Raw genomic sequence first — 21,144 nt, 5'->3', positions numbered from 1 at the left:
ACGGTGAGGCCCAAGGCGATCGTCATCGTGCCGCAGGGGCGGCCGGAGCCACCCGTGGACCGGCTGACAGACGAAGCCGAGATCGTCATCGTCCGAACAGTTGAGGAGCTTCGGGCCGCGCAGTCGGGCGCCGAGGTCCTGTTCCTGAACGACTTCAGAAGTAATCTGCTGCGGGAGGCCGGCCCAGGGGAGCTTCGCTGGATCCACACGTCCAGCATCGGGGTGGACGCGTTGCTCACTGACGAGATCGTGAACAGCGACATCATCGTGACCAACTCTCGCGGGGTGTGCGAACGGCCCATCGCAGAGTGGATTCTCGGTGTGCTCCTGATGTTCACCAAGGATCTGCGCCGGACCATCGAACTTCAACAGGAACGCAGGTGGCTGCACCGCGAGACAGAGCCGTTGCTGGGTCGGAAGGTTCTGGTTGTCGGGCCCGGACCAGTTGGTCGGGAGACTGTGCTGCTGTTGCGTGCGGCCGGGATGGATGTCACCGTCGTGGGTCGCTCGGCCCGGGAAGACCCTGTGCTCGGCGCGATTGCCGCTTTTGACGATCTCGACCGAATGCTCGGTGAGGCAGCTGATGTGGTGCTCACCCTTCCTCTCACGGAGGCCACGCGCGGTCTGTTCGACGCGAGCCGGCTTGCGCGGATGCGTCCCGGGTCGCGGCTCGTGAACGTCGGGCGCGGCGCGGTGGTCGTGGATGACGATCTGATCGACGCCATAGACAGGGGACACCTGGGTGGTGCGGCCCTCGACGTTTTCGACCAAGAGCCGCTGCCGCAAAGCAGTCCGCTCTGGGAAAGAGGCAACATTCTTGTGTCGCCTCATGCCTCGGGGGACCTTGTCGGATGGAGAGCGCGCGTCGTCGATTGCTTCGCCGAGAACTTGCGGCGGTGGAAAGCTGGTGTGCCGCTGCGCGACGTGGTTGATGTCGCGCAACTCGGAGTCACGGCCCCCGCGTTGCGGGGCAACGGATCCTGAACCAGGAAAACACTGACAACAGAGCCGAACACACAATGGAATATTCAACACCGCCACGGCCCGAACCCGAGGCCGTCAGGGCGGCTGTGGCAGATCTGCGCAGCCACGGCATCGCCGTCGACGACACCGCGCTGACCCGATCCTTGTACTCGTCGGACGCCTCGGTCTACCGGGTATTACCCGCCGCGGTGGCTTTCCCCCGGCACACCGAGGAGATCGATGCGATCGTTGCCGCGTGCGCCCGAACGCAGGTGCCGATCATCAACCGCGGTGCGGGAACATCGATCGCAGGCAACGCCATCGGTGCCGGACTGGTCGTCGACCACAGCAAGCATCTCAACAACGTTCTGCACGTCGATATCGAGACATCCTCTGCCCGAGTGCAACCCGGAGTTGTGCATGCGACTCTTCAGCGTCACGCCGCGGCGCACGGACTGCGTTTCGGACCTGACCCCTCCTCGCATTCTCGGTGCACCATCGGCGGGATGATCGGCAACAACGCTTGCGGATCCCGGGCACTCGGATATGGCCGAACCAGTGACAACATTCGTGGGCTCCACGTCGTGACCAGCGCGGGGGAGCATCTGCGGCTGGGAACGCTGGATCGTGGCGATGTGGCGTCGCAGCTGTTGCAAGAACTGCGCTCCACCACCGCGGCGTCGCTGAAGGTGATCCGGACCGAGTTCGGGCGCTTCAGCCGCCAAGTGTCCGGCTACGCCCTTGATGCGCTCTTGCCGGAGAACAGATTCGACGTGGGCAGGCTCATGGTCGGGGCCGAGGGGACCTTGGGCGTGGTAATCGAAGCTGACGTACGCCTCGTCGCGGACCCGCCGCACCGGGTGATGGGCGTACTGGGGTTCGAGAATATGGTGGCCGCCGCAGCAGCTGTACCAGCGATCCTGCCGCTCAAACCTATTGCCTGCGAGGGATTGGACAGCAGGATCACCGATGTGGTCCGTCGGCTTCGTCCGGGCTCCTTGCCTGAGATGCCGCGCGGGGCGGGATGGTTGTTCGTGGAGTTTGCCGGTGACGATCGCCGTGAGCTTGAGGCCAATGTGGCTGCAGCCGCGACGGCTTGCGGGGCAGTGGGATTCCGTCAGGTTCGGTCGGCGTCGGAGGCCACGGCACTGTGGAAGGTTCGCGAGGATGGTTCGGGGTTGATAGCCCGAACTGATGGCGGACGATCCGCACATGCCGGCTGGGAGGATGCCGCGGTCCCACCGGAGCACTTGGCCGCCTATTTGACGCAGTTCGAGGATCTGCTGTCGCATCATGGCTTGATGGGCGTCCCGTACGGGCATTTCGGCGATGGCTGCGTGCATGTGCGTATCGACTTCGACCTTGATGAGCCCAGCGGCAGAGGCCGTTATGCGGAGTTCCTCGACGATGCCGCACAACTCGTTGCGTCGTACGACGGTTCGATGTCGGGCGAACACGGTGACGGCCGGGCTCGTAGCTCATTGCTCGGCCATATGTATTCGACCGCTGCCATAGAGCTCTTCCGTGCGGTCAAACGGCATTTCGATCCGACGAATCTGATGAACCCGGGCGTGATCGTCGACCCGCTGCCGGCCACCGCGGACATCCGCTACGTCAAACCGGTAGTGCTGAAGAGCCCGCCGGCGTTCACCTACCCGCACGATGCCGATGGCTTGTTCGGGGCGGTGCATCGATGCACGGGCGTGGCACGATGCGTAGCGCCGAACCCGTCAGCCGGCGGGGTGATGTGTCCTTCGTTCCAGGCGACCGGGAAGGAGAAGGACTCGACACGGGGGCGTGCCCGCATTCTGCAGGATGCGGTCGCCGGCAATCTCGGATCAGCTGGACTGTCCGCGCCCGAGGTGGGTGAGGCGCTGGACCTGTGCCTCAGTTGCAAGGGCTGTCGATCTGACTGCCCGACCGGCGTCGACATGGCCCAGTATAAATCAGAGGTCCTGCATGCCAGATATCGTGGCCGACTGCGCCCGCGTTCGCACTACTCGCTGGGTCTGCTCCCGCTGTGGCTGCGTGCGGCGCGCAAGGCACCTCGATTTGCCAACGCGTTGAGCGGGATTCAGCTGCTGCACCCTGTGGCTGCGTGGTTGGCAGGCATCGATGCCCGCCGCAGGTTGCCTCGAATCGGGCCCAGGTCTGAGCGTTCTGTGTGGCGGGCCGCGCCGCAAGAGCCCGTGGCCGATACCTCGACCCAACAGGTCGTCCTGTTCGTCGACACCTTCACCAACAGCTTCACACCCCATGTCGTCAGCGCTGTCATCGCGGTACTGAGGTCCGCCGGCTATCAGGTCCATATACCGCGGGCAGACATCTGTTGTGGTCTCACCTGGATCTCGACCGGCCAACTCGACGGCGCCCGCCGCAGGCTCGATCGAACAGCGGCGGCGTTGCATCCCTATGTGAGCCAAGGTATGTCCGTCGTCGGCATCGAACCTTCCTGCACCGCGGCGCTGCGATCCGATCTACCGGAACTCGTCGGCGGCAAGCGCGCGGCCGAGGTCGCCGCAGCGGTGAAGACGCTCGCCGAACTGTTGGTCAGCGACAACGATTATCGGACCCCCGACCTTGCCGACGTAGAGGTACTTGCTCAACCGCACTGCCACCATCACGCTGTCATGGGCTGGCAGGCGGACCGCGCGCTCCTCGACCGCGCAGGTGCCCGGATCACGTCCGTGGGGGGCTGCTGTGGGCTCGCGGGCAATTTTGGGGCCGAGCGCGGCCACTACGACCTTTCGGCCGCGGTGGCGGAGACTCAGTTGCTCCCTGCATTGCGTGAGATCTCATCCAGCGCAGTGATCTTGGCAGACGGATTCTCTTGCCGAACGCAGATCGAGCAGCTGTCCGATCGACGTGGCGTTCATCTGGCCGAGTTGCTGGCGAGCCGCCTGACGCCCAGGGTGCCTTGAGGTTTCGGTGAAACGCTACGCAGATGTTCCAAAGTGGCACGGTCACCGGAACTGATTCCCGGAGAGAGTTGACAGGACTGCCGACCGACCGACGGGAGACCACGTTGACTCACCACCTGCTCACCGTTCCCCGCCGCGCTCACCCGCTCGGCGACGCGCAGCGACAGTTGCGCGACGCGACACAACACCTCGGTTTCGACGACGGCATGGTCACCATGCTGAGCCGACCTCGTCGCGAAGTGACGGTCAGCATTCCGTTACGCCGCGACGACGGAACCATCGAAGTTCTCACCGGACATCGCGTGCAGCACAATCTGTCACGCGGTCCGGCGAAAGGAGGCCTGCGATACAGCCCCGCCGTGGAAATCGACGAGGTACGGGCCTTGGCGATGTGGATGACTTGGAAGTGTGCTCTCATCGACGTGCCCTACGGTGGCGCAAAGGGTGGCGTCCGAATCGATCCCAAGGCGTATTCCACCGCGGAACTTGAGCGGGTGACGCGTCGCTACACGAGCGAAATCCTCCCGCTGATCGGGCCCGAACGTGACATCCCAGCTCCTGACATCGGAACCGATGAGCAGACGATGGCCTGGATCATGGACACTGTTTCGGTCAACCGTGGGCACACCACCCTCGGTGTGGTGACCGGAAAGCCGCTCTCCCTCGGAGGGTCGCTCGGCCGTGGCGGCGCCACTTCACAGGGCCTGGTCCATATCGCGGCGGAAGCACTGGCCAGTCGCGGTGTCTCCGTTCGAGGCGCGACAGCGGCCGTTCAGGGATTCGGAAAGGTCGGCCGCGGCGCCGCACAGTTCCTGCACGAGCAGGGCGCCCGTGTGGTAGCGGTCAGTGACGAGTTCGCTGCCGTGCATGACGAACGTGGACTTGATATTCCGAAGTTGGCCGAGTTCTCTGCCGCCCATGGTTCCATCGCCGGATATCCCGACGGCGACGTCTTGGACGGCGGCGGCTTGCTCGAACTCGACGTCGACCTCCTGATCCCCGCTGCGGTCGAAGGTGTTCTGCACGAACTCAATGCGGATCGTGTCCGGGCGACGGTGATTGTGGAAGGAGCAAACGGTCCGACGACGTCGGAGGCTGACCGGATCCTGGCAGACAATGACGTGCTCGTCGTGCCGGATATTCTCGCAAACGCCGGCGGCGTCGTGGTGTCCTATTTCGAATGGGTACAAGCCAATCAGGCCTACTGGTGGAGCGCAGCGGAGGTGGAAGCTCGGCTGAAGAACCGCATGTTCCAGGCTTGGCGGACGGTGACGGATCTGGCTGAACAGCAAGGACTTTCCCTGCGTAAGGCGGCAACGGTACTGGCGGTGGACACGGTCGCCCGGGCGCACCGGCTACGGGGTCTGTATCCATAGTCGGCACCGTGATCATTTGGGGTCGGCGCTAGTCGACCGTCTTGAGAGCGCGGTGGGTCCGCAGACCTGGCGACCCGCTGGGCATAACGTGTCGGCGGCGACCGAATACTGACCAGAGCGCGGCAAGGTGAGCTCTAGTCAACGTTTGCATTGGTGCGGTTATAGGGCGCTCAGTAGTTGGTTGAACGCCTCGGTCATCGAGGGGTGGGTGTAGATCGAGTCCCGCAGGGCGGTGGCGGTGATGCCGTGCCGCATCGCCAGCGCGACGGTGTTGATCACCTCGTGGGAGTCATGGCTGAGCAGCGCCGCCCCGAGGATCAGGTCGGTGGTGGCATCCACCACGACCTTCATCCGGCCGACGGGCTCGCCGACGATGCGGGCTCGCGGCACGGTGGCCATCTCTGCGACGTTCATCGCGGCCACCTTGATGTTCAGGCCGGCATCCCGCGCGGCCCGTTCGGTCAGCCCGACCCGGGCCAGCGGCGGCGTCATGAACAACGCGTAGGGCACCGCGGAGCGGTCGGCGGTGCTCCGCGCGCCTGCTCCGATCAGTTGATCGAGGACGATGCGATAGTCGTCGAGGGAGATGTAGGTGAACTGTGGGCCACCGTTTACGTCGCCGATGGCGAATATGTGCGGTTGGTTGGTGTGCAAATGGTCATCGACGGGTACGGCACCCGACGGTGTGGTGTGCACGCCGGCCGCCTGCAGGTTCAGCTCGGCGGTGACGGGTTCGCGGCCCAGAGCCACCAGCACGGCGTCGGCGGGTGCGGTGTGTTCGGCGCCGTCATACCGATAGGTCACGGTATCGTGCACGCCGGTCACCCGTGCGCCGGTGATGACATGAATACCCTTGTCCTGCAGTATCTTCCGTGCCACCTCGGCAACGTCGTCGTCCTCGGCGGCCAGAACCTGGTCGTGCCGTTCGAGCACGGTGACCTCTGATCCGTACGCCGCGTACATCGCCGCGAACTCCAGACCGACGTACCCGCCGCCGAGCACCACCAGCCGCTGCGGCAGATTCTCCTCGACCAACAGGTCGGTGCTTGTGCGCACCAGCGGTGAGGTGGCCAGCCCCGGGAGGTCGGGAAAGGTCGGGCGAGAGCCGGTCCCGATCACGATCCACGTCGCGGTCACAGTCACCTCGTCGTCGTCCGCGGTGGTGACGGCCACGGTGTGGGCGTCGACGAACCGGGCCGCGCCAGTAATGACCTCGACGGTGGCCAGGCGGTCCAGCATTGCGAAGTTGCCCGCCCGCAACCCAGCGGTGAGCTCGGCGGTGGCGACCACCGCGTCGTGGTACTGCGCGTCGTGCGCCGAGCCGGTGCCCAGGTGTTCGGACCGGTACACCAGCGATTTCGTCGGGACGCACCCGACGTTGATGCACGTGCCGCCATACATCTGCGCGGACTGCTCGATCATGGCCACCCGCCAGCCCGCACCGCCCAGCGCGGCGGCGAGGGTCTTGCCGCCCTTGCCGAACCCGATGACCGCCAAATCGACCTGTCGCTCACTCACCGGTAGACCACCACTTTGCCGATCATGCGTCCGGATTCGACGAGTCGGTGCGCCTCACGTAATCCGGTCGCGCTGAAGTCGTTGATGGCGGTGGTGACGGTGCTGCGCAGTTCGCCCTGATCGACCATCTTTGCGGCCTCGGTCAACAGGCGCTGCTGTCCGATCATGTCGTGGGAGTACAGCGCACGCGTGAACATCAGTTCCCAGTGCCAGGCGATGCTCTTGGCCTTCAGCGGCAGAAGGTCCAGGCCGTCGGGTTCATCGATGGCGGTGATGTGGCCGAACGGCCGGGTGATGGCGGCGTAGATGTCGATGTTGCCCGCCGAGTGCGGCGAGAACACGTAGTCCACCCCGTCGGGGGCGACTTCCAGAGTCTGCCGCTGCAGGTCGTGGTGGTTGATCACGACGTCGGCACCCAGTGCCGATGCCCATGCCCGGGAATCGTCGCGACTGGCGGTGGCGATCACGCGGATGCCTGTGCGCTTCTTCGCGAGCTGAATCATCGCCGAGCCCACCCCGCCGGCAGCACCCAGAACCAGCAGGTCCCCAGTGGAGTCCGCGGTCAGGGCGAACCGCTCGAACAATGCTTCCCAGGCGGTGATCGTCGTCAACGGGAGGGCGGCGGCGTCCTTGAACGACAAAGACTTCGGCTTGCGGGCGACAATGCGTTCGTCGACAGCGTGAAATTGTGCGTTGGTCCCCGGCCGGCTGATGTCGCCCGCATACCAGACCTCGTCACCGACCGCCAGGGTGCTCACTGCGGTCCCGACCGCCTCCACGACACCGGCAGCGTCGAACCCCAGGATGACCGGGGATGTCGACGGGGTTAGGCCGCCGCGTTGCTTGATATCCACGGGATTTACCGACACAGCCTCGACGCGGACAAGTACATCGTGGGAGCGGAGATCCGGAACAGGCACCTCGATGTCGCGGAGGGCATCGGGATCGTCAATTGGTAGGCCTGCGAAAGACGCGATGGCGGTCATCGTGGTCACGCGCACACCGCCAGCAACCGCTGGTGTGGGTTGGGTCGACCGGTGGAGTAGGTCATCATTTGTCCTGTTCCTTTGCGGGAGTGCGTTATTGAGCCAGTGTCGCGGTTATCGCGGTGGGCGGCAATAGGTCAGATGTCTATGGCGCCGGACCAGCGGGATGGATTAGACGCCGTCGCCTGGGCGGCGGGGAAGTGGTCATTTGTCGGATACCCGCACCGGTGCACGGCTGCCAGCCTTGACGCGCAGCTTGATCAACACACCACATGGGAGGCTGACAAATGACGACCATTGACACTGTGGGCGCGGGATTCGCGGCGAATCTGCGCGTCGAGGTGGGCGCTGACACATTCGTCTACCGCCGGTTGGGAACACCGTCACCGACGGTGCCGCCGCTGGTGCTGTTGCAGCACTTCCGCGGCAATCTGGACTACTGGGATCCGGCCCTGCTCGATGTGCTCTCGGCGGACCGGGAGGTCATCACTGTCGATCTGCGCGGGGTTGGCGGGTCGACAGGTGTGGTCCCTGACACCGTGGCCGGAATGGCCAGAGACGCGCTCGCGTTCGTCGAGGCTCTGGGACTGACATCGATTGACGTGCTCGGCTTTTCGCTCGGCGGACACATAGCCCAAGAGATCGCGTTGATTCGGCCGCGGCTGCCGCGTCGTCTGGTGTTGGCCGGTACCGCGCCGCAGGGTGCACCTGATTTGCACCGCTGGTCCGACGACGTGTATCGCTGGGCATGCGCTGACGACATCACCCCGGAGGGCTTTCTGTCCTTGTTCTTTTCGGGATCCGAGGCCAGCGTGAAGCGGGGCTGGGACTATCTGGCCCGCACCCACGCCCGCACCGAGAACCGTGACCGCGAGACCACGTTGGCGTGTCGCGATGCGCAATATCAGGCGCTGATGACCTGGGGCATACCGGAATCGGCCAAGCTGGAGCGCTTGACGGCGATCACGCAACCGACGCTGGTCGCCAACGGCGACAACGACACCATGATGGCCACGAAGAACAGCTACCTGTTGGCCGAGAGGATTCGCGGCGCTCAGATCCGGATCTATCCCGATGCCGGGCACGGCTTCCTGGACCAGTATCCGGTCGAATTCGGTCAGCACGTCTGCCAGTTTCTCGGGCGATGACCGTGCTGGATGCCTCACGGGAGGCGTTGCCCGCCGGCTTGTTGGCAGGCCGTTACGCCGGGCGGGCGCTGAGCCTGGTCGCCGAGGCCGCCCGGGACGCCATCGCCGAGGGTCGGCGGCCGGGCGACGACGTGCTCGACAGCGTGGCCCGCTTCGTGACCGACGGCCCGCACGCTGCGATGCCGGCACTGCGCGATGCCCTGGAATGCACGCGCCGGCCTGAGTGGGCCCGCGGTGCGAACGCCAGCTCCCTCTGGCTGGCCGGTCGCGCAGCCGGGCTGGCTTGGGATTTCGACGCATGGCAACGATGTTCGATCGAGCTGCTTCGTGCGTTACGCAAGGAGGGCCCGGTGTCGATGCTGCCGTCTGCGTTGACCGATCGCGCCGCCACGCTGCTGTTGACGGGCAAGGTGGGTGACGTGGCTCCGTTGGCCGATGAGGAGGAGTCGGTGACCGCGGTGGCCGGCGGGCGTGTGGTTCCTTACAGTCAACTCGGTCTGGCCGCGTTCACCGGCCGCGACACCCAGGCCAGATATCTGATCCTGGCCGGCACCCAGGACGCCCATCGCCGCGGTGATGGTGCGGGTCTGTGTTTCATCAATTGGGCTGCCGCCGTGCTCTACAACGGGCTGGGCTGTTACGAGCAGGCGTACGCCGCCGCCGGCGACATCGCTCAGGATCAGCCCGCCCAGGGCTACCGCAATTGGGCGCTGGCCGAGCTGGTTGAAGCAGCAATGCGGACCGGACGTCGCGAGGAGGCAAAGGAAGCCCTGCTCCGGCTCGACGAGGTGACCCTGGCCAGTGGTAGCCACTGGGCGCGGGGCGTGCGCGCACGATCGCACGCACTGCTCACCGACGGGCCCGCTGCCGAAGTCTGGTTCGGTGAGGCACTCAGCCACTTGGAACGTACTCCGCTGCGGCCCGAACTGGCCCGCACCCACCTGCTGTTCGGGGACTGGCTGCGCCGCCGGCGCCGCGCCGTCGCGGCGCGCGAGCACCTACGGCGCGCGGCCAGTGACTTCGCCGAGCTGGGCATGCCGGCCTTCGAGCAGCGCGCACATCTAGAACTGGCCGCTGCCGGGGCGGGCGGCACCTTCGCCGAAGTGCCGATCGGGCCGGCGTTGACCGCCCGCGAAGAACAGATCAGCCGCATGGTGGCGCAAGGCGCCACCAACGCCCAGATCGCCACCCGACTGTTCATCACGCACCGGACCGTCGAATATCACCTACACAAGGTGTTCCGGAAATTGGGGGTCACCTCCCGCACGCAGCTGGCTCTGCTGGTCAACGCCGCCCCGGCCCAGGCGCCGCGAGCAGCGTCGTAACTGTTCTGGTCCAACATCATTCATCGCGACAGAAAGACATCATGTACACCCATCTGCTTGCCCTGAACCCGAGTCGGCAGCACATCGTCAAAGTTGACCTCGCCGACGGGACGGTCACGGACTTTCTCACCGCAGTCAGCCAGTTCCCCGACGGCATCGTCGTCGACCCCCACGCCGACGCTCTTTACTGGACGAATATGGGGGCGCCGGGTCTGCCCGCCGACCACCCGCCGCAACAGGAAAGCGACCTGGACTTCTACCGCCGCAACGGTTCCCTCGAGCGCGCCGCACTCGACGGCTCGGACCGTCAGACGGTCCTGGAGTCCGGCAGCTTCGTGACCGGCAAGCAGTTGGCCGGTGCGTGGTCGCGTTGTCGTCTCTACTGGTCTGACCGAGAGGGCGCAGCGGTGCGCAGCGTGTCCTTGGACACCGGCCAGATGCGCGACGAAGTCGTGGTGACCCACAGTGAGCAGGAGCGCCGTGTCATCCGCAACCAGTGTGTCGGGGTAGCCGTCGACGAGCGCAACAACCATCTGTACTGGACGCAGAAGGGGCCCTCCGACGGCGGGGACGGCCGGATTTTCCGTACCGCGCTGGACATCCCGGTCGGGCAGACCGCCGACTCCCGCACCGTGGAGGTGTTGTGGTCTGGACTGCCTGAACCCATCGACCTGGAACTGGATCTCGACAGCGGGGTGATCTACTGGACCGACCGCGGTACACCGCCGAGGGGAAACACGCTGAACCGCGCGCAAATTCCGGGCCCGGGTCAGACCGGCGGGGCGATCGACATTCTCGCCGGTGACTTCCATGAGGCGATCGGTTTGGCCGTGGACACCGCAGCGGGGATCGCCTATGTCAGCGACCTGGGAGGACAGATCCGCGCCGTGTCCCTCGCCGGCACCGGTGACTGGGTGGTGGCCTCTGTCCCAGGTGGCTTGACCGGAATCGCCGGAATCGGGAAGTAAACGGTGGCATCGGATTTCGATGTCGTGGTCCTCGGATCGGGGCCTGCCGGGGTGACCGCGGCGACACGCGCGTCCGAACTCGGCGCACGGACAGCAATGATCACCGCAGGCCGATTCGGCGGAATGGCAGCCAACGACGGGCCGGTACCGGTACGCACGTTGGCGCACACTGCCCGCCTGCTGCGTGACGCCCGCCAACTGGGCCGCTACGGCATCACCGGGTTTTACCCGGAGTTGGACTACAGCCAGGTGCTCGGGCGCGTGACGGCTGTCGTCGACGATGTGCGGGCATCATCATTTCTGCTGCGGCAGATCACCGCTCAAGGTGTCACGCTCTATCAGAACACCGGTCGTGCGCGATTCCTGGACGGCCATCGAGTACAGACCGACTCCGGGCTGAGCATTTCTGCGGACAGGTTCATCGTGTGCACCGGCGGTACGAACAAGACGCTGCCGATACCGGGGTTTGACCTACTGGGCACGCACAGTGACGCCTGGACGTTGACCACTGTGCCCGAATCGATGATCGTGGTCGGCGGCGGTGCGACCGGTCTGCAGGTGGCATCCATATTCAACGCCTTTGGCACCTGGGTCAGCGTCTTCGAGGCCGGTGCACGATTGCTACCGCATGCCGACGCTGACGTGGCAGCCGGTGTCGCCGAGGGGTTCCGGCAGTCCGGTATCGATGTGTGGGAAGCCTTCGGCACCATCGAGTCGTTCACCCGCAACGGCGCCGGCATTCGGATGGAGTACACCGACTCAGGACAGCGGCACAGTCTGGATGCTGAACTGGTCATCAGCGCGGTCGGATGGATCGCCGACGTCGACGATCTGCACCTGGATACCGCTGGGATCGCCGTGAACGCAGCTGGATTCGTGAGCACTGACCAATATCTGCGCACCAGCGCCCCGCACATCTTCGCGGCCGGTGACATCACCGGCAGATCGATGCTGGCCTCCGAAGCGATCCGCGACGGATACGTCGCCGCCGACAACGCAGTCGGCGGCTTGCGGTCACCGCTGACCGACCACTACGCGCCGGAGGGGAGCTTCACCGACCCGGAGTACGCATCCGTCGGATTAACCGAAGCGCAAGCACGTGCGACCGTCGCGCTGGTGCACTGCAGCCGCGTCGACTATGCCACCTGCGTGCGCCCGATCATCGACGGCCGCACTGATGGATTCTGCAAGCTGGTCATCGACGCCGAGACTGCCGAGATCCTCGGTGGCCACGTTGTCGGCGATCGCGCCATCGACATCGTCCAGGTGCTCTCGGTTGCGCTGGCTACCGGCACGGGACGCGTCGATGACCTTGCCCGACTGGCTGTTTCGTTTCCCACCTACGCAGAGATCCTGATCCACACCGCCATCGCGGCATCGCAGCAGCTTGGACTCACCGGCATCGCGCACAGATAGCACCCGCCTACGCAGACCTGCCGTCACCGAGAGGGTGCCGGCAGGTCTCGTGCTGTCCGGATGTCATCCAATTGAATTGTGGGACTGTGGTTTTCACGGATGCAATGCTGCTGCGCGTATCGACACAATGAAGTGCGCACATCAACACACGAGAGGATCTCATGACCACCAACGCCACAGCGCTGCCGGCGATCCCCCTTCAGGATCTCGGCGAGGGCCTGCTCAAGGCAGACTTCTACGCCTATGAGGAGATCCTGTCAGACGAACAGCGCGCCACGATCAACCGGCTGCGTGAATTCTTCCGCACCCGGGTCGTTCCGATCGTCGACGACCACTGGGCCCGAGCAGAATTCCCGCATCATCTGATCCCGGAGTTCGCGGGGCTGGGCCTGGTGGACTGGGCCGACCCGGCGTCGTCGGCCACCGAACCGAGCAATCTCATGAACGGCATCACGGCGATGGAGCTGGCGCACGCCGACGCCTCGATCGGCACCTTCTTCGGCGTTCACACCGGCCTGGCCATCGGGAGCATCATCACCTGCGGTTCCGAGGAGCAGAAGAACCGCTGGTTGCCGGCGATGAGCCGCTTCGAAAAGATCGGCGCGTTCGGTCTGACCGAACCGCACGGCGGATCCGACGTGGCAGGCGGCATGCAGACGACTGCACGCCGCGCCGGCGACGAGTGGGTTCTCAACGGTGCCAAACGCTGGATCGGCAACGCGACGTTCGCCGACCACATCGTGATCTGGGCCCGCGACGTCGACACCGACCGCGTGCTGGGTTTCGTTGTGGACAAGGGCACCCCGGGTTTCACCGCCACCAAGATCGAGAACAAGATCGCCCTTCGCATCGTGCAGAACGCCGATATCGTGCTCACCGACTGCCGGGTGCCGGAGGCAAACCGGCTCCAGAACGCCAACTCGTTCAAAGACACCGCCAAGATTTTGCGCCAGACCCGTAGTGGCGTGGCCTGGCAGTCCGTCGGTGTCATGTGGGCCGCCTACGAGATCGCCCTGGCCTACGCGGTGGAGCACACCCAATTCGGCCGGCCCATCGGGAAATTTCAGCTTGTGCAGGACCTGCTCGTCAAGATGCTCGGCAATGCCACCGCGTGCGCGGGCATGATGGTGCGCCTGGCCCAGCTCCAAGACGAGGGCGTGTACCGCGACGAGCAGTCCGCACTGGCCAAGGCGTACTGCACGGTACGCATGCGCGAAAGTGTCGGCTGGGCACGGGAACTGCTCGGCGGCAACGGCATCGTTCTGGACTACAACGTCGGCCGCTTCGTCGCCGACTCCGAGGCGCTCTATTCCTATGAGGGCACCCGGGAAATGCAGACCCTGATCGTCGGCCGGTCCATCACCGGCGGCCTGAGCGCCTTTGTGTGAGGAGCACCAACATGACAACACCTTCACCTGCCGCCATCTTCGCCGGACTCAAGGTCGTCGAGATCGCCAGCTTCATCGCTGCCCCGGCCGCAGCGACGATGCTGGCCGATTTCGGCGCCGACGTCATCAAGGTCGAGCCGCCCGGGCTCGGCGACCCCCAGCGCGTACTCAGCTCGCTACCACCGAGCCCCGTCGCCGCGGGGAACTACAGCTGGCACCTGGCCAACCGCAACAAGCGCGGCATGGCGGTGGACCTCAAATCCGAGGGTGGCACCACCATCTTGCGTCGCCTCGTCGAATGGGCCGACGTCGTCATCACGAATTTTCCGCACGGCACCCGTGAAGCCCTGCACCTTGGCTACGACGAAGTCTCCCAGTGGAACCCGCGGGTGATCTATGCCGATATCACCGGCTTCGGCGATGCCGGCGATGATGCGAACCTGCCCGGCTTCGACCTGACAGCCTTCTGGTCGCGCAGCGGTCTGCTGGCCGCCACTCGCGACGCCGGTGCGCCGCCGACCTCGCCCGTATGGGGCAGCGGCGACTACACCACCGCCACCGCCGTCTACGCGGCCATCACCACGGCGCTGTATCACCGCGAGCGCACCGGTGTGGGATCCAATGTCGGGACCTCCCTGCTGGCCACCGGCGTGTGGGCCACCGGCACCCTGGTTTCGGCGGCGCTGGCAGGCGGCACGCCGTATGAGCTCCATGACCGCACCGCGCCCGTGAATCCGCTGAGCAACCCCTACCAATGCAGCGACGGCCGATGGCTGATGCTGGTGGCCCGCCCTCAGCACTGGCCCAAACTGGTTGAGGCACTGGGCCGACCCGACCTGCTCGCTGATCCACGGTTCGCCGACGAAACAGGTTTACGCAGCCATTCGGAGGCACTGGCCGCTGTCCTGGACGGTGAATTCTCGGCCCGGCCCTCCGGTTACTGGAAGCAAACCCTCGATCACGCCCGGATCACCTACAGCATCATCCAGACCCCGGAAGAGGCGGCCGCTGATCCTCAGCTGAAGGCCAGCGAGGTGGTTGTCCCGATCAGCGGCGCCGCAGACCTGGAATATACGGTCAACAGCCCGATCACGATTCGCGGCCAGCAGAAGGTGCCTGCCACGCGCGCCCCTGATCACGGGGAGCACAACGACGAGATCCTGGCGCAGCTCGGATTCACCGTTGAGCAGGTCACCGAACTGCGCACCGCGCAGGCCATCCCGCAGGCAACAGAGGTGCTCCGATGAGCGCAGAAGAACTGGTGCAGCAGCAGGCCGCCGACGGCGTTTTGACCATCACCATGAACCGACCCGCCCAGCGCAACGCGATCAACCATGACGTCGCCGTGGCTCTCGGCGCGGCCTTGGACCGCCTCGACGCCGATCCCGCGGTTGCTGTCGGGGTGCTTACCGGGGCGGGCGGAACCTTTTCCGCCGGAATGGATCTCAAGGCGTTTGCCGGTGGGCAGACACCGGTGCTGCCCGGGCGCGGACTGGGCGGGCTCACCCGGGCTGTGGTCGCCAAACCGTTGATCGCGGCGGTCGAAGGCTGGGCGCTGGGTGGGGGATTCGAACTGGCACTGGCCTGTGATCTGATAGTCGCCGCGGAGAACGCCACCTTCGGTTTTCCCGAGGTCAAACGTGGCCTGATCGCCGGCGAAGGCGGCGCGGTGCGGCTTCCGCATCGCCTGCCTCACCATCTCGCCATGCGACTGCTGCTCACCGGCGATCCCATCACCGCGCCGGTGGCACAGCAGTACGGACTGGTCGCCGACCTCGCAGCCACAGGATCCGCACTCAGCGCCGCTCAGGCGCTCGCCGCACGGATCGCCATGAACGCACCGCTGGCCCTGGCCTCAGTCAAGCAGGTTGTCCGCGAGACCCAGGCGCTACCTGAAGGCGAGGCCTTCATCCGCCAGGACGAGATTGCTGCACCGTTGCTGAGAAGTGACGACGCCCGCGAGGGTGCAGTGGCCTTCGCCGAGAAACGTTCCCCGGTCTGGCACGGACGCTGACCGCCCCACCACACAGGAGTAGCACCATGTCCACAGTCGATATCACCACCATCAAACAGATCGCGATCGTCGGCACCGGCACCATCGGGGCCAGTTGGGCCACCCATTTCCTGGCCCGCGGATTCGATGTCGTGGCCACTGATCCTGGCCCCGGTGCTGAAGCAGCGCTACGCACCTACGTCGACGCCGCCTGGGACACCGCCGCCCGTCTCGGCCTCGCCGACGGTGCCTCCCGCGACCGCCTCAGCTTCACCACCGACCTCGCAGAGGCGGTCGGGCACAGTGATTTTGTTCAGGAGAACGCCCCCGAGCGCCCTGACCTCAAGGTCAAGCTGTTCGCCGATATCGACGCGGCCGCCCCGCCGCAGACCATCATCGCCTCGAGCTCCTCGGGCATCACGATGAGCGTGATGCAAGCCGACTGCGTCGGAGCAGAGCGGACCGTCATCGGGCATCCGTTCAATCCGCCACATGTCATCCCGCTGGTGGAGGTGGTCGGAGGAACCCGCACCTCCACCGCAACGATTGACGCGGCCATGGCCTTCTACGCCGCGATCGGGAAGAAGCCGGTGCTGCTGAAAAAGGAACTGCCAGGCCATGTTGCCAATCGGTTGCAGTCCGCGCTCTACCGAGAGGTGGTACACCTCATCGGCGATGGCGTCATCGGGGTCGCCGACGCCGATGACGCGGTGTCCTGGGGTCCTGGCCTGCGCTGGGGAGTGATGGGTCCGAACCTGCTGTGGCACCTCGGTGGCGGAGAAGGCGGGATCGCGCATTTCATGGAGACGCTCATGCCCCGGATGACCGAGGGCTGGCCGGCGCTGGGCAACCCGTCTTTCACCCCGGAGCTGGAACAGAAGATCATCACGGGAGTCCTGGACGAGGCACACGGCCGCTCCATCGGTGAGCTGGCCGCCGATCGCGATGACATGTTGTTGGATCTGATCGCAGCCCGCACCAAACACCAGTAATAGCAATGCAATCCGGTGGGCAGGCGATGAGCGTCATCGTCTGCCCACCATTGCATCGGCGCGAAAGGCAGCACACATGACATCATCGCGATACAGCGCGCGGTGGCGCTACTACTGGGTGCACCACATCTGGCTCGACATCGTCCCAGCGGCGGCGGTGATCGCCGTGTGGTCGCTTCTGGCCCGACAGGATGTCGTGCCCTTCGGTCTCTCCCACGTCCCACCGGACACTCGGCGGGCGCTGTATCAATCATTGTCGTCCATCGCCGCCACCATGGGTGGGGTGACCCTGACCAGTATCTCGTTGCTGCTCAACCTGATCCGCGTGCCTACTGGTCCGGTAGAGCTGCCCGCCGCTGACGAACGACGGATCGGTCAGGCGTTCCTTGGGGTCTTGCCCTGGCAGGGGGCGCTGTTCGCCGGCGCTCTGATCGCGATCACGATGGATGCGACGCGCTCCGGCGGGTATCCGTGGCTACAAATCGTTCTGCTGGCCCTGGCGACGGCCGGGCTGTGCTCGATCGGCCGGGTGTTCTGGATCCTGCGGCGACTACTGGGCGCGACAGCCAGACGAGCGTAGGCCGCCGCGCCCGGCAGCACACTCGAACCGGTAACCGCTCAGGTCGACCGCGACGATCAACGGGTCGGCGGCAGCGGTGTTGTCCGCATTGCGCGGGTAGATCCGCATCTTGGTCGGCAGCACGATCCCCGACACCGTCACCGGTTCCAGAAGGTACCGCGCAGCAGGGTTGCTGCCCTGGATGTCAACTTCATAGTCGTGGCGGCGCACCAGCCCGTCGGCATCGATGTAGAAGGTCTGCACGGTGCTGTGGGTCGCGATGTCGGGCGGGAAGGTGACGCGCAACCGTCGCCATGTCTGCCCCTGTTCGCTCCACGGCTCGATCTCTTCAGCCACGATTCCCGTGCGGGCCAGCAGGAACGGTGATGTCAGATACGTCCACATGGTGTAGCCGGCGAAGTAGGCCACCTGGGTGTGGCTCCACGGGGTTTCCATCGCGTAGCCGGCGAACGAGGCGCGCGGATCGTCGAGCTGCTCGACCGTGTCGCCGTCAGGGGTTTCGATGGTGACCCGCTGCGGGGTGTATCGGGAATGATTGCTCGTCGGCGCGAACGGTCCGTGCGACACGGACTGGTTCTTCAAATCCACACGCACCTGCGCGTTTTGGAGCACGGTGGGCTGTCCCTTGAGGCCCCACAGCACCCCACCTTGATGCAAGTGGGCAGTGAGATACGAGTATCGGGTGAAGCGCTCCAGTCCGCCGTGGGCGTTCATGGTCAGTTCGAGCAGATCGGACATCGGTCCCTCCTTGGTCACAGTGGCGAGACCACTGTGCGCGCTGGCGGGGTGCGACGGTATCGGTCAGCTGACCAGTTCCCCCAACGCGGCGTGGAGTTGGCTGCGGCTGGTGATGCGCAGCTTCGGGAATACCTTGTACAGGTGCGCGGCAACGGTCTTGTGAGAGACATAGATCCGATCGGCAATCTCGCGATTGGTCAGGCCGGAGGCTGCCAGCTGCGCGATCTGCAGCTCCTGAGCGGTGAGATCGGCTGTGGTGTCGCTCTTGGACACAGCGCCGGCCCCGGAAACCCCGGCGGCGCGTAGTTCTGCGGCGCTGCGTTCGACAAAGGCTGCGGCTCCCGCGGTGTCGAACGCAGCCAGTGCCAGAGACAGGTGGGTGCGTGCTTCGACGATGCGTCGTCGGCGGCGTAGCCACTCGCCGTAGAGCAGGTGGGTGCGGGCCAGCTCCAACTCGGCGTCAGCGGTCTCGCCGACCGCCAGCGCGGCTCGGAACGCGGCGTCTGCCTCGTGATCGGAGTCGGCCAGCAACGCGAGGGCGCGCTGCGCCAGCATGGTCTCCAGGCCGGTGCCCAAATGCCCTGCCTGCGTGGCGATGTCGGCCACCAGTGGTCGCACCACGTGCGCTCGGTCGCAACCGGCGGCGGCCTCGGCCAGGTCAGCGACTGCCCAACGTCGAGAGGTGCGGTGCAACGTCATCTTCAGCAGGTGGCCCAGTGCCTCGGCGTGGTTGGCCGCGCACAGCGCTGCCAGACCGGCGGCCCAGTGCGCATCGTCATTCCAGAGGATGGCCGGGTCGGGCGCCAGCGCCATACGCGCGCGGTCGAGGGCGCCCCGGGCACGTTCGGGTTGTCCCAGCCAGGTCAGCGCGCGGGCCAGGATTCCCGCAGCGGACGCCTCGGTCATCGGCAGGTTCATGTCGTCGGCCATGCGCACAGCGTTTTGAGCGGCGATGGCCGCGGCCTGAGGACGGCCCTGGATCAGCAGTAGTTGTGCAGAGCCGCGCAGACTTTCACACTCGTTGGCGGGTGATCCGCGGTGGCGGGAGCGCTGACCCACGCTGGTCCAGCATGCCAGCGCATGGGTGCGTTCCGCGATGCCTTCGGCAGCAAAGGCCATCCCCATGAGCAGCAGTGGTTGGTCGCTGAATTCATCAATCAAGCGCGGCAGTTGGGTCCGCAGAGCCAGCCCAGTTCCCGTGTCTTCCACCAACGCGGCGGCGACCGCCAGAAGCGGGTCGGCCGCGGGCCCGCCCAGGTCAGTGATAGCCGCCGCGACGTCGCGGCGGGCGTCCTCGCCGAGACCATGCATGCGGCACTCAATGGCTGCCGCCCAGAGCAGTTCGCGCTGTTGGGGTTCGCGATCGGCAAATTTCCGCGCTAACGCGACCAGCTCGCTGGCCGTTCGGCCCGGCAACGCTGCAGTGGCATTGAGGACAAAACGCGTGATCGCCAGGGGCTCGGCGTCGTCGTGACCGTCGGCCAGAGGTTCGGCTTCGGACAGGATGCTGATGGCCTCCCGGGTCAGGCCCGCGCTGCGGGCCACCTCGGCGGCGGCGCTGAGCCGGCGCACGCGAGAGGCCACGTCGGCTGACAGGACTGCGGCGCGACGTAGGGCGGCGGCTGACTCCGCTCCGGCGCCGCGGGACCGTGCGTGTTCGGCGGCGCGCTCCAACTCGGCGGCCACCTGTTCATCGGGCCCGAATGCCGCCTCGGCGCGGTGCCAGGCAGCACGGATGGGGTCGGCCGCCACATCGGCCAGCGCCCGGTGCGTCAGCGCGCGCGCCGACAGCGGCGCGGCGCCATAGACGGTGGACCGGATCAGCGGATGGCGCACCTGAATGCGCCCACCACACCCGGAGACCAGGGTGGCCCGCTCCAGCGGATCCAGATTCTCGGTCAGATCAAGTCCGAGACGAGTTGCGGCCGCGTCGATCTCGGATAGGGATCCGTCGCTGGCCGAGATCAGCAGCAGGAGTCGGCGCGCCGGCGCGGATAGGGCGTCGAGCTGGTTGAGGAAGGCTCGCTCGACGCGGCGTCCAGTCGGCAGCGGCTCCCCGGCGAACACCGTGGTGTCAGTACCGCGCTCACCGATCGCCGACGTCAGCTCGATGACCGCCAGGGGATTGCCGTTGGCCTGTTCGAGGACACGCTGCTGCAAATGAGCATCCATAGGCCGTGGCGAGGTACTCAGAGTATGGGTCAGCAACTGTTCGGCATCGGAGGTGGGCAGGGGTCCCAGCGAGAGGCGGGCAAGCCCCTCCAACTGGTGCACGGGGCCCGCCATGGTGGTGCGTTCGGCGCACAGCAGCAGCAACGGTGCGTTGGCCAGGCGGCGCGCTACGAAGGCGAGGACGTCCAACGAGGATTGATCCAGCCATTGGATGTCGTCGATCACCAGGATGAGCCGCCGCCGGGTCGCTGCGTCTTCGAGGAGGCTCAGGACGGCGAGGCTGACCAGCAGTCGGTCAGGGGTGGGACCGTCCTCCAGACCGAATGCCGTGAGCAGTGCGCTGCGCTGGCGGGCCGGCAGGTCGCGGATGTGCGCCAGTAGCGGGTGGATCAGTTCGTGAATACCAGCGAAACCCACCTCGGACTGGCTCTGCAAACCCGAACAGCTCAGCCGGGCGAAGCCATCCAAGCCTGCGCGTTCGGCGGCGGCGGTGAGCAGGGTCGACTTGCCGATACCCGCCTCGCCTTCGATCACCAGCGCTGATCCGCTCGCTGAGACGGCGGCGAGGGCGTCGGTGATGACAGCCAACTCGGCGGTGCGTCCGATGATGATCACCTGGGCCAAGTTAGCATAGCTGAGTACGTTTGACGTATTCAGCTA

16 protein-coding genes are annotated in these 21,144 nt (G+C 65.8%); 12 read left to right on the top strand and 4 right to left on the bottom strand.

All coding sequences use genetic code 11. The features are described 5' to 3' along the window. Positions 1 to 3 precede the first annotated feature (3 nt). The 3 genes from A5784_RS05605 to A5784_RS05595 all read left to right on the top strand — a co-directional run bounded on the left by A5784_RS05605 (position 4) and on the right by A5784_RS05595 (position 5,260). Complete coding sequence (locus A5784_RS05605; RefSeq protein WP_197514644.1) at positions 4 to 984, top strand: D-2-hydroxyacid dehydrogenase; 981 nt, start codon at positions 4 to 6, stop codon at positions 982 to 984. A 35-nt stretch (positions 985 to 1,019) separates the two neighbouring features. Further along, the gene (locus tag A5784_RS05600) at positions 1,020 to 3,884 is read left to right on the top strand and encodes an FAD-binding and (Fe-S)-binding domain-containing protein (RefSeq protein ID WP_064943132.1); all 2,865 of its coding nucleotides are present in this window, start codon (positions 1,020 to 1,022) and stop codon (positions 3,882 to 3,884) included. A 68-nt stretch (positions 3,885 to 3,952) separates the two neighbouring features. Further along, on the top strand, positions 3,953 to 5,260 hold the full coding sequence (locus A5784_RS05595) for a Glu/Leu/Phe/Val family dehydrogenase (protein WP_232005953.1): 1,308 nt from the start codon (positions 3,953 to 3,955) through the stop codon (positions 5,258 to 5,260). Between the two features lie 159 nt (positions 5,261 to 5,419). Here the strand turns inward: A5784_RS05595 and A5784_RS05590 are convergent, their stop codons facing one another. Together A5784_RS05590 and A5784_RS05585 are read right to left on the bottom strand one after the other, a co-directional pair. Beyond that, a complete protein-coding gene (locus A5784_RS05590; RefSeq protein WP_064943130.1) occupies positions 5,420 to 6,778 on the bottom strand; it encodes an FAD-dependent oxidoreductase in 1,359 nt (452 codons plus the stop codon). Further along, positions 6,775 to 7,773 carry a zinc-binding alcohol dehydrogenase family protein gene (locus A5784_RS05585; protein ID WP_064943173.1) on the bottom strand — a complete coding sequence of 333 codons (999 nt, stop codon included), beginning with the start codon at positions 7,771 to 7,773 and terminating at the stop codon, positions 6,775 to 6,777. The genes A5784_RS05590 and A5784_RS05585 overlap by 4 nt, the downstream gene beginning before the upstream one ends. A gap of 278 nt (positions 7,774 to 8,051) precedes the next feature. Between A5784_RS05585 and A5784_RS05580 the strand changes: the two genes are divergently transcribed. From A5784_RS05580 to A5784_RS05540, 9 genes are all read left to right on the top strand, one after another. Beyond that, the gene (locus A5784_RS05580; RefSeq protein ID WP_064943128.1) at positions 8,052 to 8,912 is read left to right on the top strand and encodes an alpha/beta fold hydrolase; all 861 of its coding nucleotides are present in this window, start codon (positions 8,052 to 8,054) and stop codon (positions 8,910 to 8,912) included. Then, on the top strand, positions 8,909 to 10,237 hold the full coding sequence (locus tag A5784_RS05575) for a helix-turn-helix transcriptional regulator (protein WP_064943126.1): 1,329 nt from the start codon (positions 8,909 to 8,911) through the stop codon (positions 10,235 to 10,237). Before A5784_RS05580 ends, A5784_RS05575 begins: the two co-directional genes overlap by 4 nt. Positions 10,238 to 10,278: 41 nt before the next feature. Continuing rightward, positions 10,279 to 11,205: a hypothetical protein gene (locus A5784_RS05570; RefSeq protein ID WP_064943124.1), complete on the top strand. Its 927-nt coding sequence runs from the start codon at positions 10,279 to 10,281 to the stop codon at positions 11,203 to 11,205. Between the two features lie 3 nt (positions 11,206 to 11,208). Next, on the top strand, positions 11,209 to 12,621 hold the full coding sequence (locus A5784_RS05565; protein ID WP_064943122.1) for a dihydrolipoyl dehydrogenase family protein: 1,413 nt from the start codon (positions 11,209 to 11,211) through the stop codon (positions 12,619 to 12,621). A gap of 161 nt (positions 12,622 to 12,782) precedes the next feature. Beyond that, positions 12,783 to 14,009, top strand: coding sequence for an acyl-CoA dehydrogenase family protein (locus tag A5784_RS05560; protein WP_082944675.1), 1,227 nt, complete (start codon positions 12,783 to 12,785; stop codon positions 14,007 to 14,009). An 11-nt stretch (positions 14,010 to 14,020) separates the two neighbouring features. Further along, complete coding sequence (locus A5784_RS05555; protein WP_064943169.1) at positions 14,021 to 15,256, top strand: CaiB/BaiF CoA transferase family protein; 1,236 nt, start codon at positions 14,021 to 14,023, stop codon at positions 15,254 to 15,256. Further along, the gene (locus A5784_RS05550) at positions 15,253 to 16,023 is read left to right on the top strand and encodes a crotonase/enoyl-CoA hydratase family protein (protein ID WP_064943120.1); all 771 of its coding nucleotides are present in this window, start codon (positions 15,253 to 15,255) and stop codon (positions 16,021 to 16,023) included. The genes A5784_RS05555 and A5784_RS05550 overlap by 4 nt, the downstream gene beginning before the upstream one ends. A gap of 26 nt (positions 16,024 to 16,049) precedes the next feature. Continuing rightward, on the top strand, positions 16,050 to 16,994 hold the full coding sequence (locus A5784_RS05545) for a 3-hydroxyacyl-CoA dehydrogenase NAD-binding domain-containing protein (protein WP_064943118.1): 945 nt from the start codon (positions 16,050 to 16,052) through the stop codon (positions 16,992 to 16,994). A gap of 76 nt (positions 16,995 to 17,070) precedes the next feature. Beyond that, positions 17,071 to 17,574: a hypothetical protein gene (locus A5784_RS05540; RefSeq protein WP_064943116.1), complete on the top strand. Its 504-nt coding sequence runs from the start codon at positions 17,071 to 17,073 to the stop codon at positions 17,572 to 17,574. Here the strand turns inward: A5784_RS05540 and A5784_RS05535 are convergent. Together A5784_RS05535 and A5784_RS05530 are read right to left on the bottom strand one after the other, a co-directional pair. After that, positions 17,545 to 18,312, bottom strand: coding sequence for a hypothetical protein (locus A5784_RS05535; protein ID WP_064943114.1), 768 nt, complete (start codon positions 18,310 to 18,312; stop codon positions 17,545 to 17,547). The two genes, A5784_RS05540 and A5784_RS05535, sit on opposite strands and share 30 nt — an antisense overlap. A gap of 63 nt (positions 18,313 to 18,375) precedes the next feature. Beyond that, positions 18,376 to 21,099 carry a helix-turn-helix transcriptional regulator gene (locus A5784_RS05530; protein ID WP_232005952.1) on the bottom strand — a complete coding sequence of 908 codons (2,724 nt, stop codon included), beginning with the start codon at positions 21,097 to 21,099 and terminating at the stop codon, positions 18,376 to 18,378. Positions 21,100 to 21,144 lie beyond the last annotated feature (45 nt).

Origin of the sequence: Mycobacterium sp. 852013-50091_SCH5140682 (assembly GCF_001665685.1) — a bacterium.
In the GTDB taxonomy this organism is placed as follows: domain Bacteria; phylum Actinomycetota; class Actinomycetes; order Mycobacteriales; family Mycobacteriaceae; genus Mycobacterium.
This window is presented reverse-complemented; position numbering and strand designations above follow the sequence as displayed.

Bases quoted from the DNA above. Each gene is read 5' to 3' on its own strand.
- A5784_RS05535 (WP_064943114.1), bottom strand. From the start codon at position 18,312: ATGTCCGATCTGCTCGAACTGACCATGAACGCCCACGGCGGACTGGAG.
- A5784_RS05540 (WP_064943116.1), top strand. From the start codon at position 17,071: ATGACATCATCGCGATACAGCGCGCGGTGGCGCTACTACTGGGTGCAC.
- A5784_RS05560 (WP_082944675.1), top strand. From the start codon at position 12,783: ATGACCACCAACGCCACAGCGCTGCCGGCGATCCCCCTTCAGGATCTC.
- A5784_RS05575 (WP_064943126.1), top strand. From the start codon at position 8,909: ATGACCGTGCTGGATGCCTCACGGGAGGCGTTGCCCGCCGGCTTGTTG.
- A5784_RS05550 (WP_064943120.1), top strand. From the start codon at position 15,253: ATGAGCGCAGAAGAACTGGTGCAGCAGCAGGCCGCCGACGGCGTTTTG.
- A5784_RS05545 (WP_064943118.1), top strand. From the start codon at position 16,050: ATGTCCACAGTCGATATCACCACCATCAAACAGATCGCGATCGTCGGC.
- A5784_RS05600 (WP_064943132.1), top strand. From the start codon at position 1,020: ATGGAATATTCAACACCGCCACGGCCCGAACCCGAGGCCGTCAGGGCG.
- A5784_RS05570 (WP_064943124.1), top strand. From the start codon at position 10,279: ATGTACACCCATCTGCTTGCCCTGAACCCGAGTCGGCAGCACATCGTC.
- A5784_RS05555 (WP_064943169.1), top strand. From the start codon at position 14,021: ATGACAACACCTTCACCTGCCGCCATCTTCGCCGGACTCAAGGTCGTC.
- A5784_RS05580 (WP_064943128.1), top strand. From the start codon at position 8,052: ATGACGACCATTGACACTGTGGGCGCGGGATTCGCGGCGAATCTGCGC.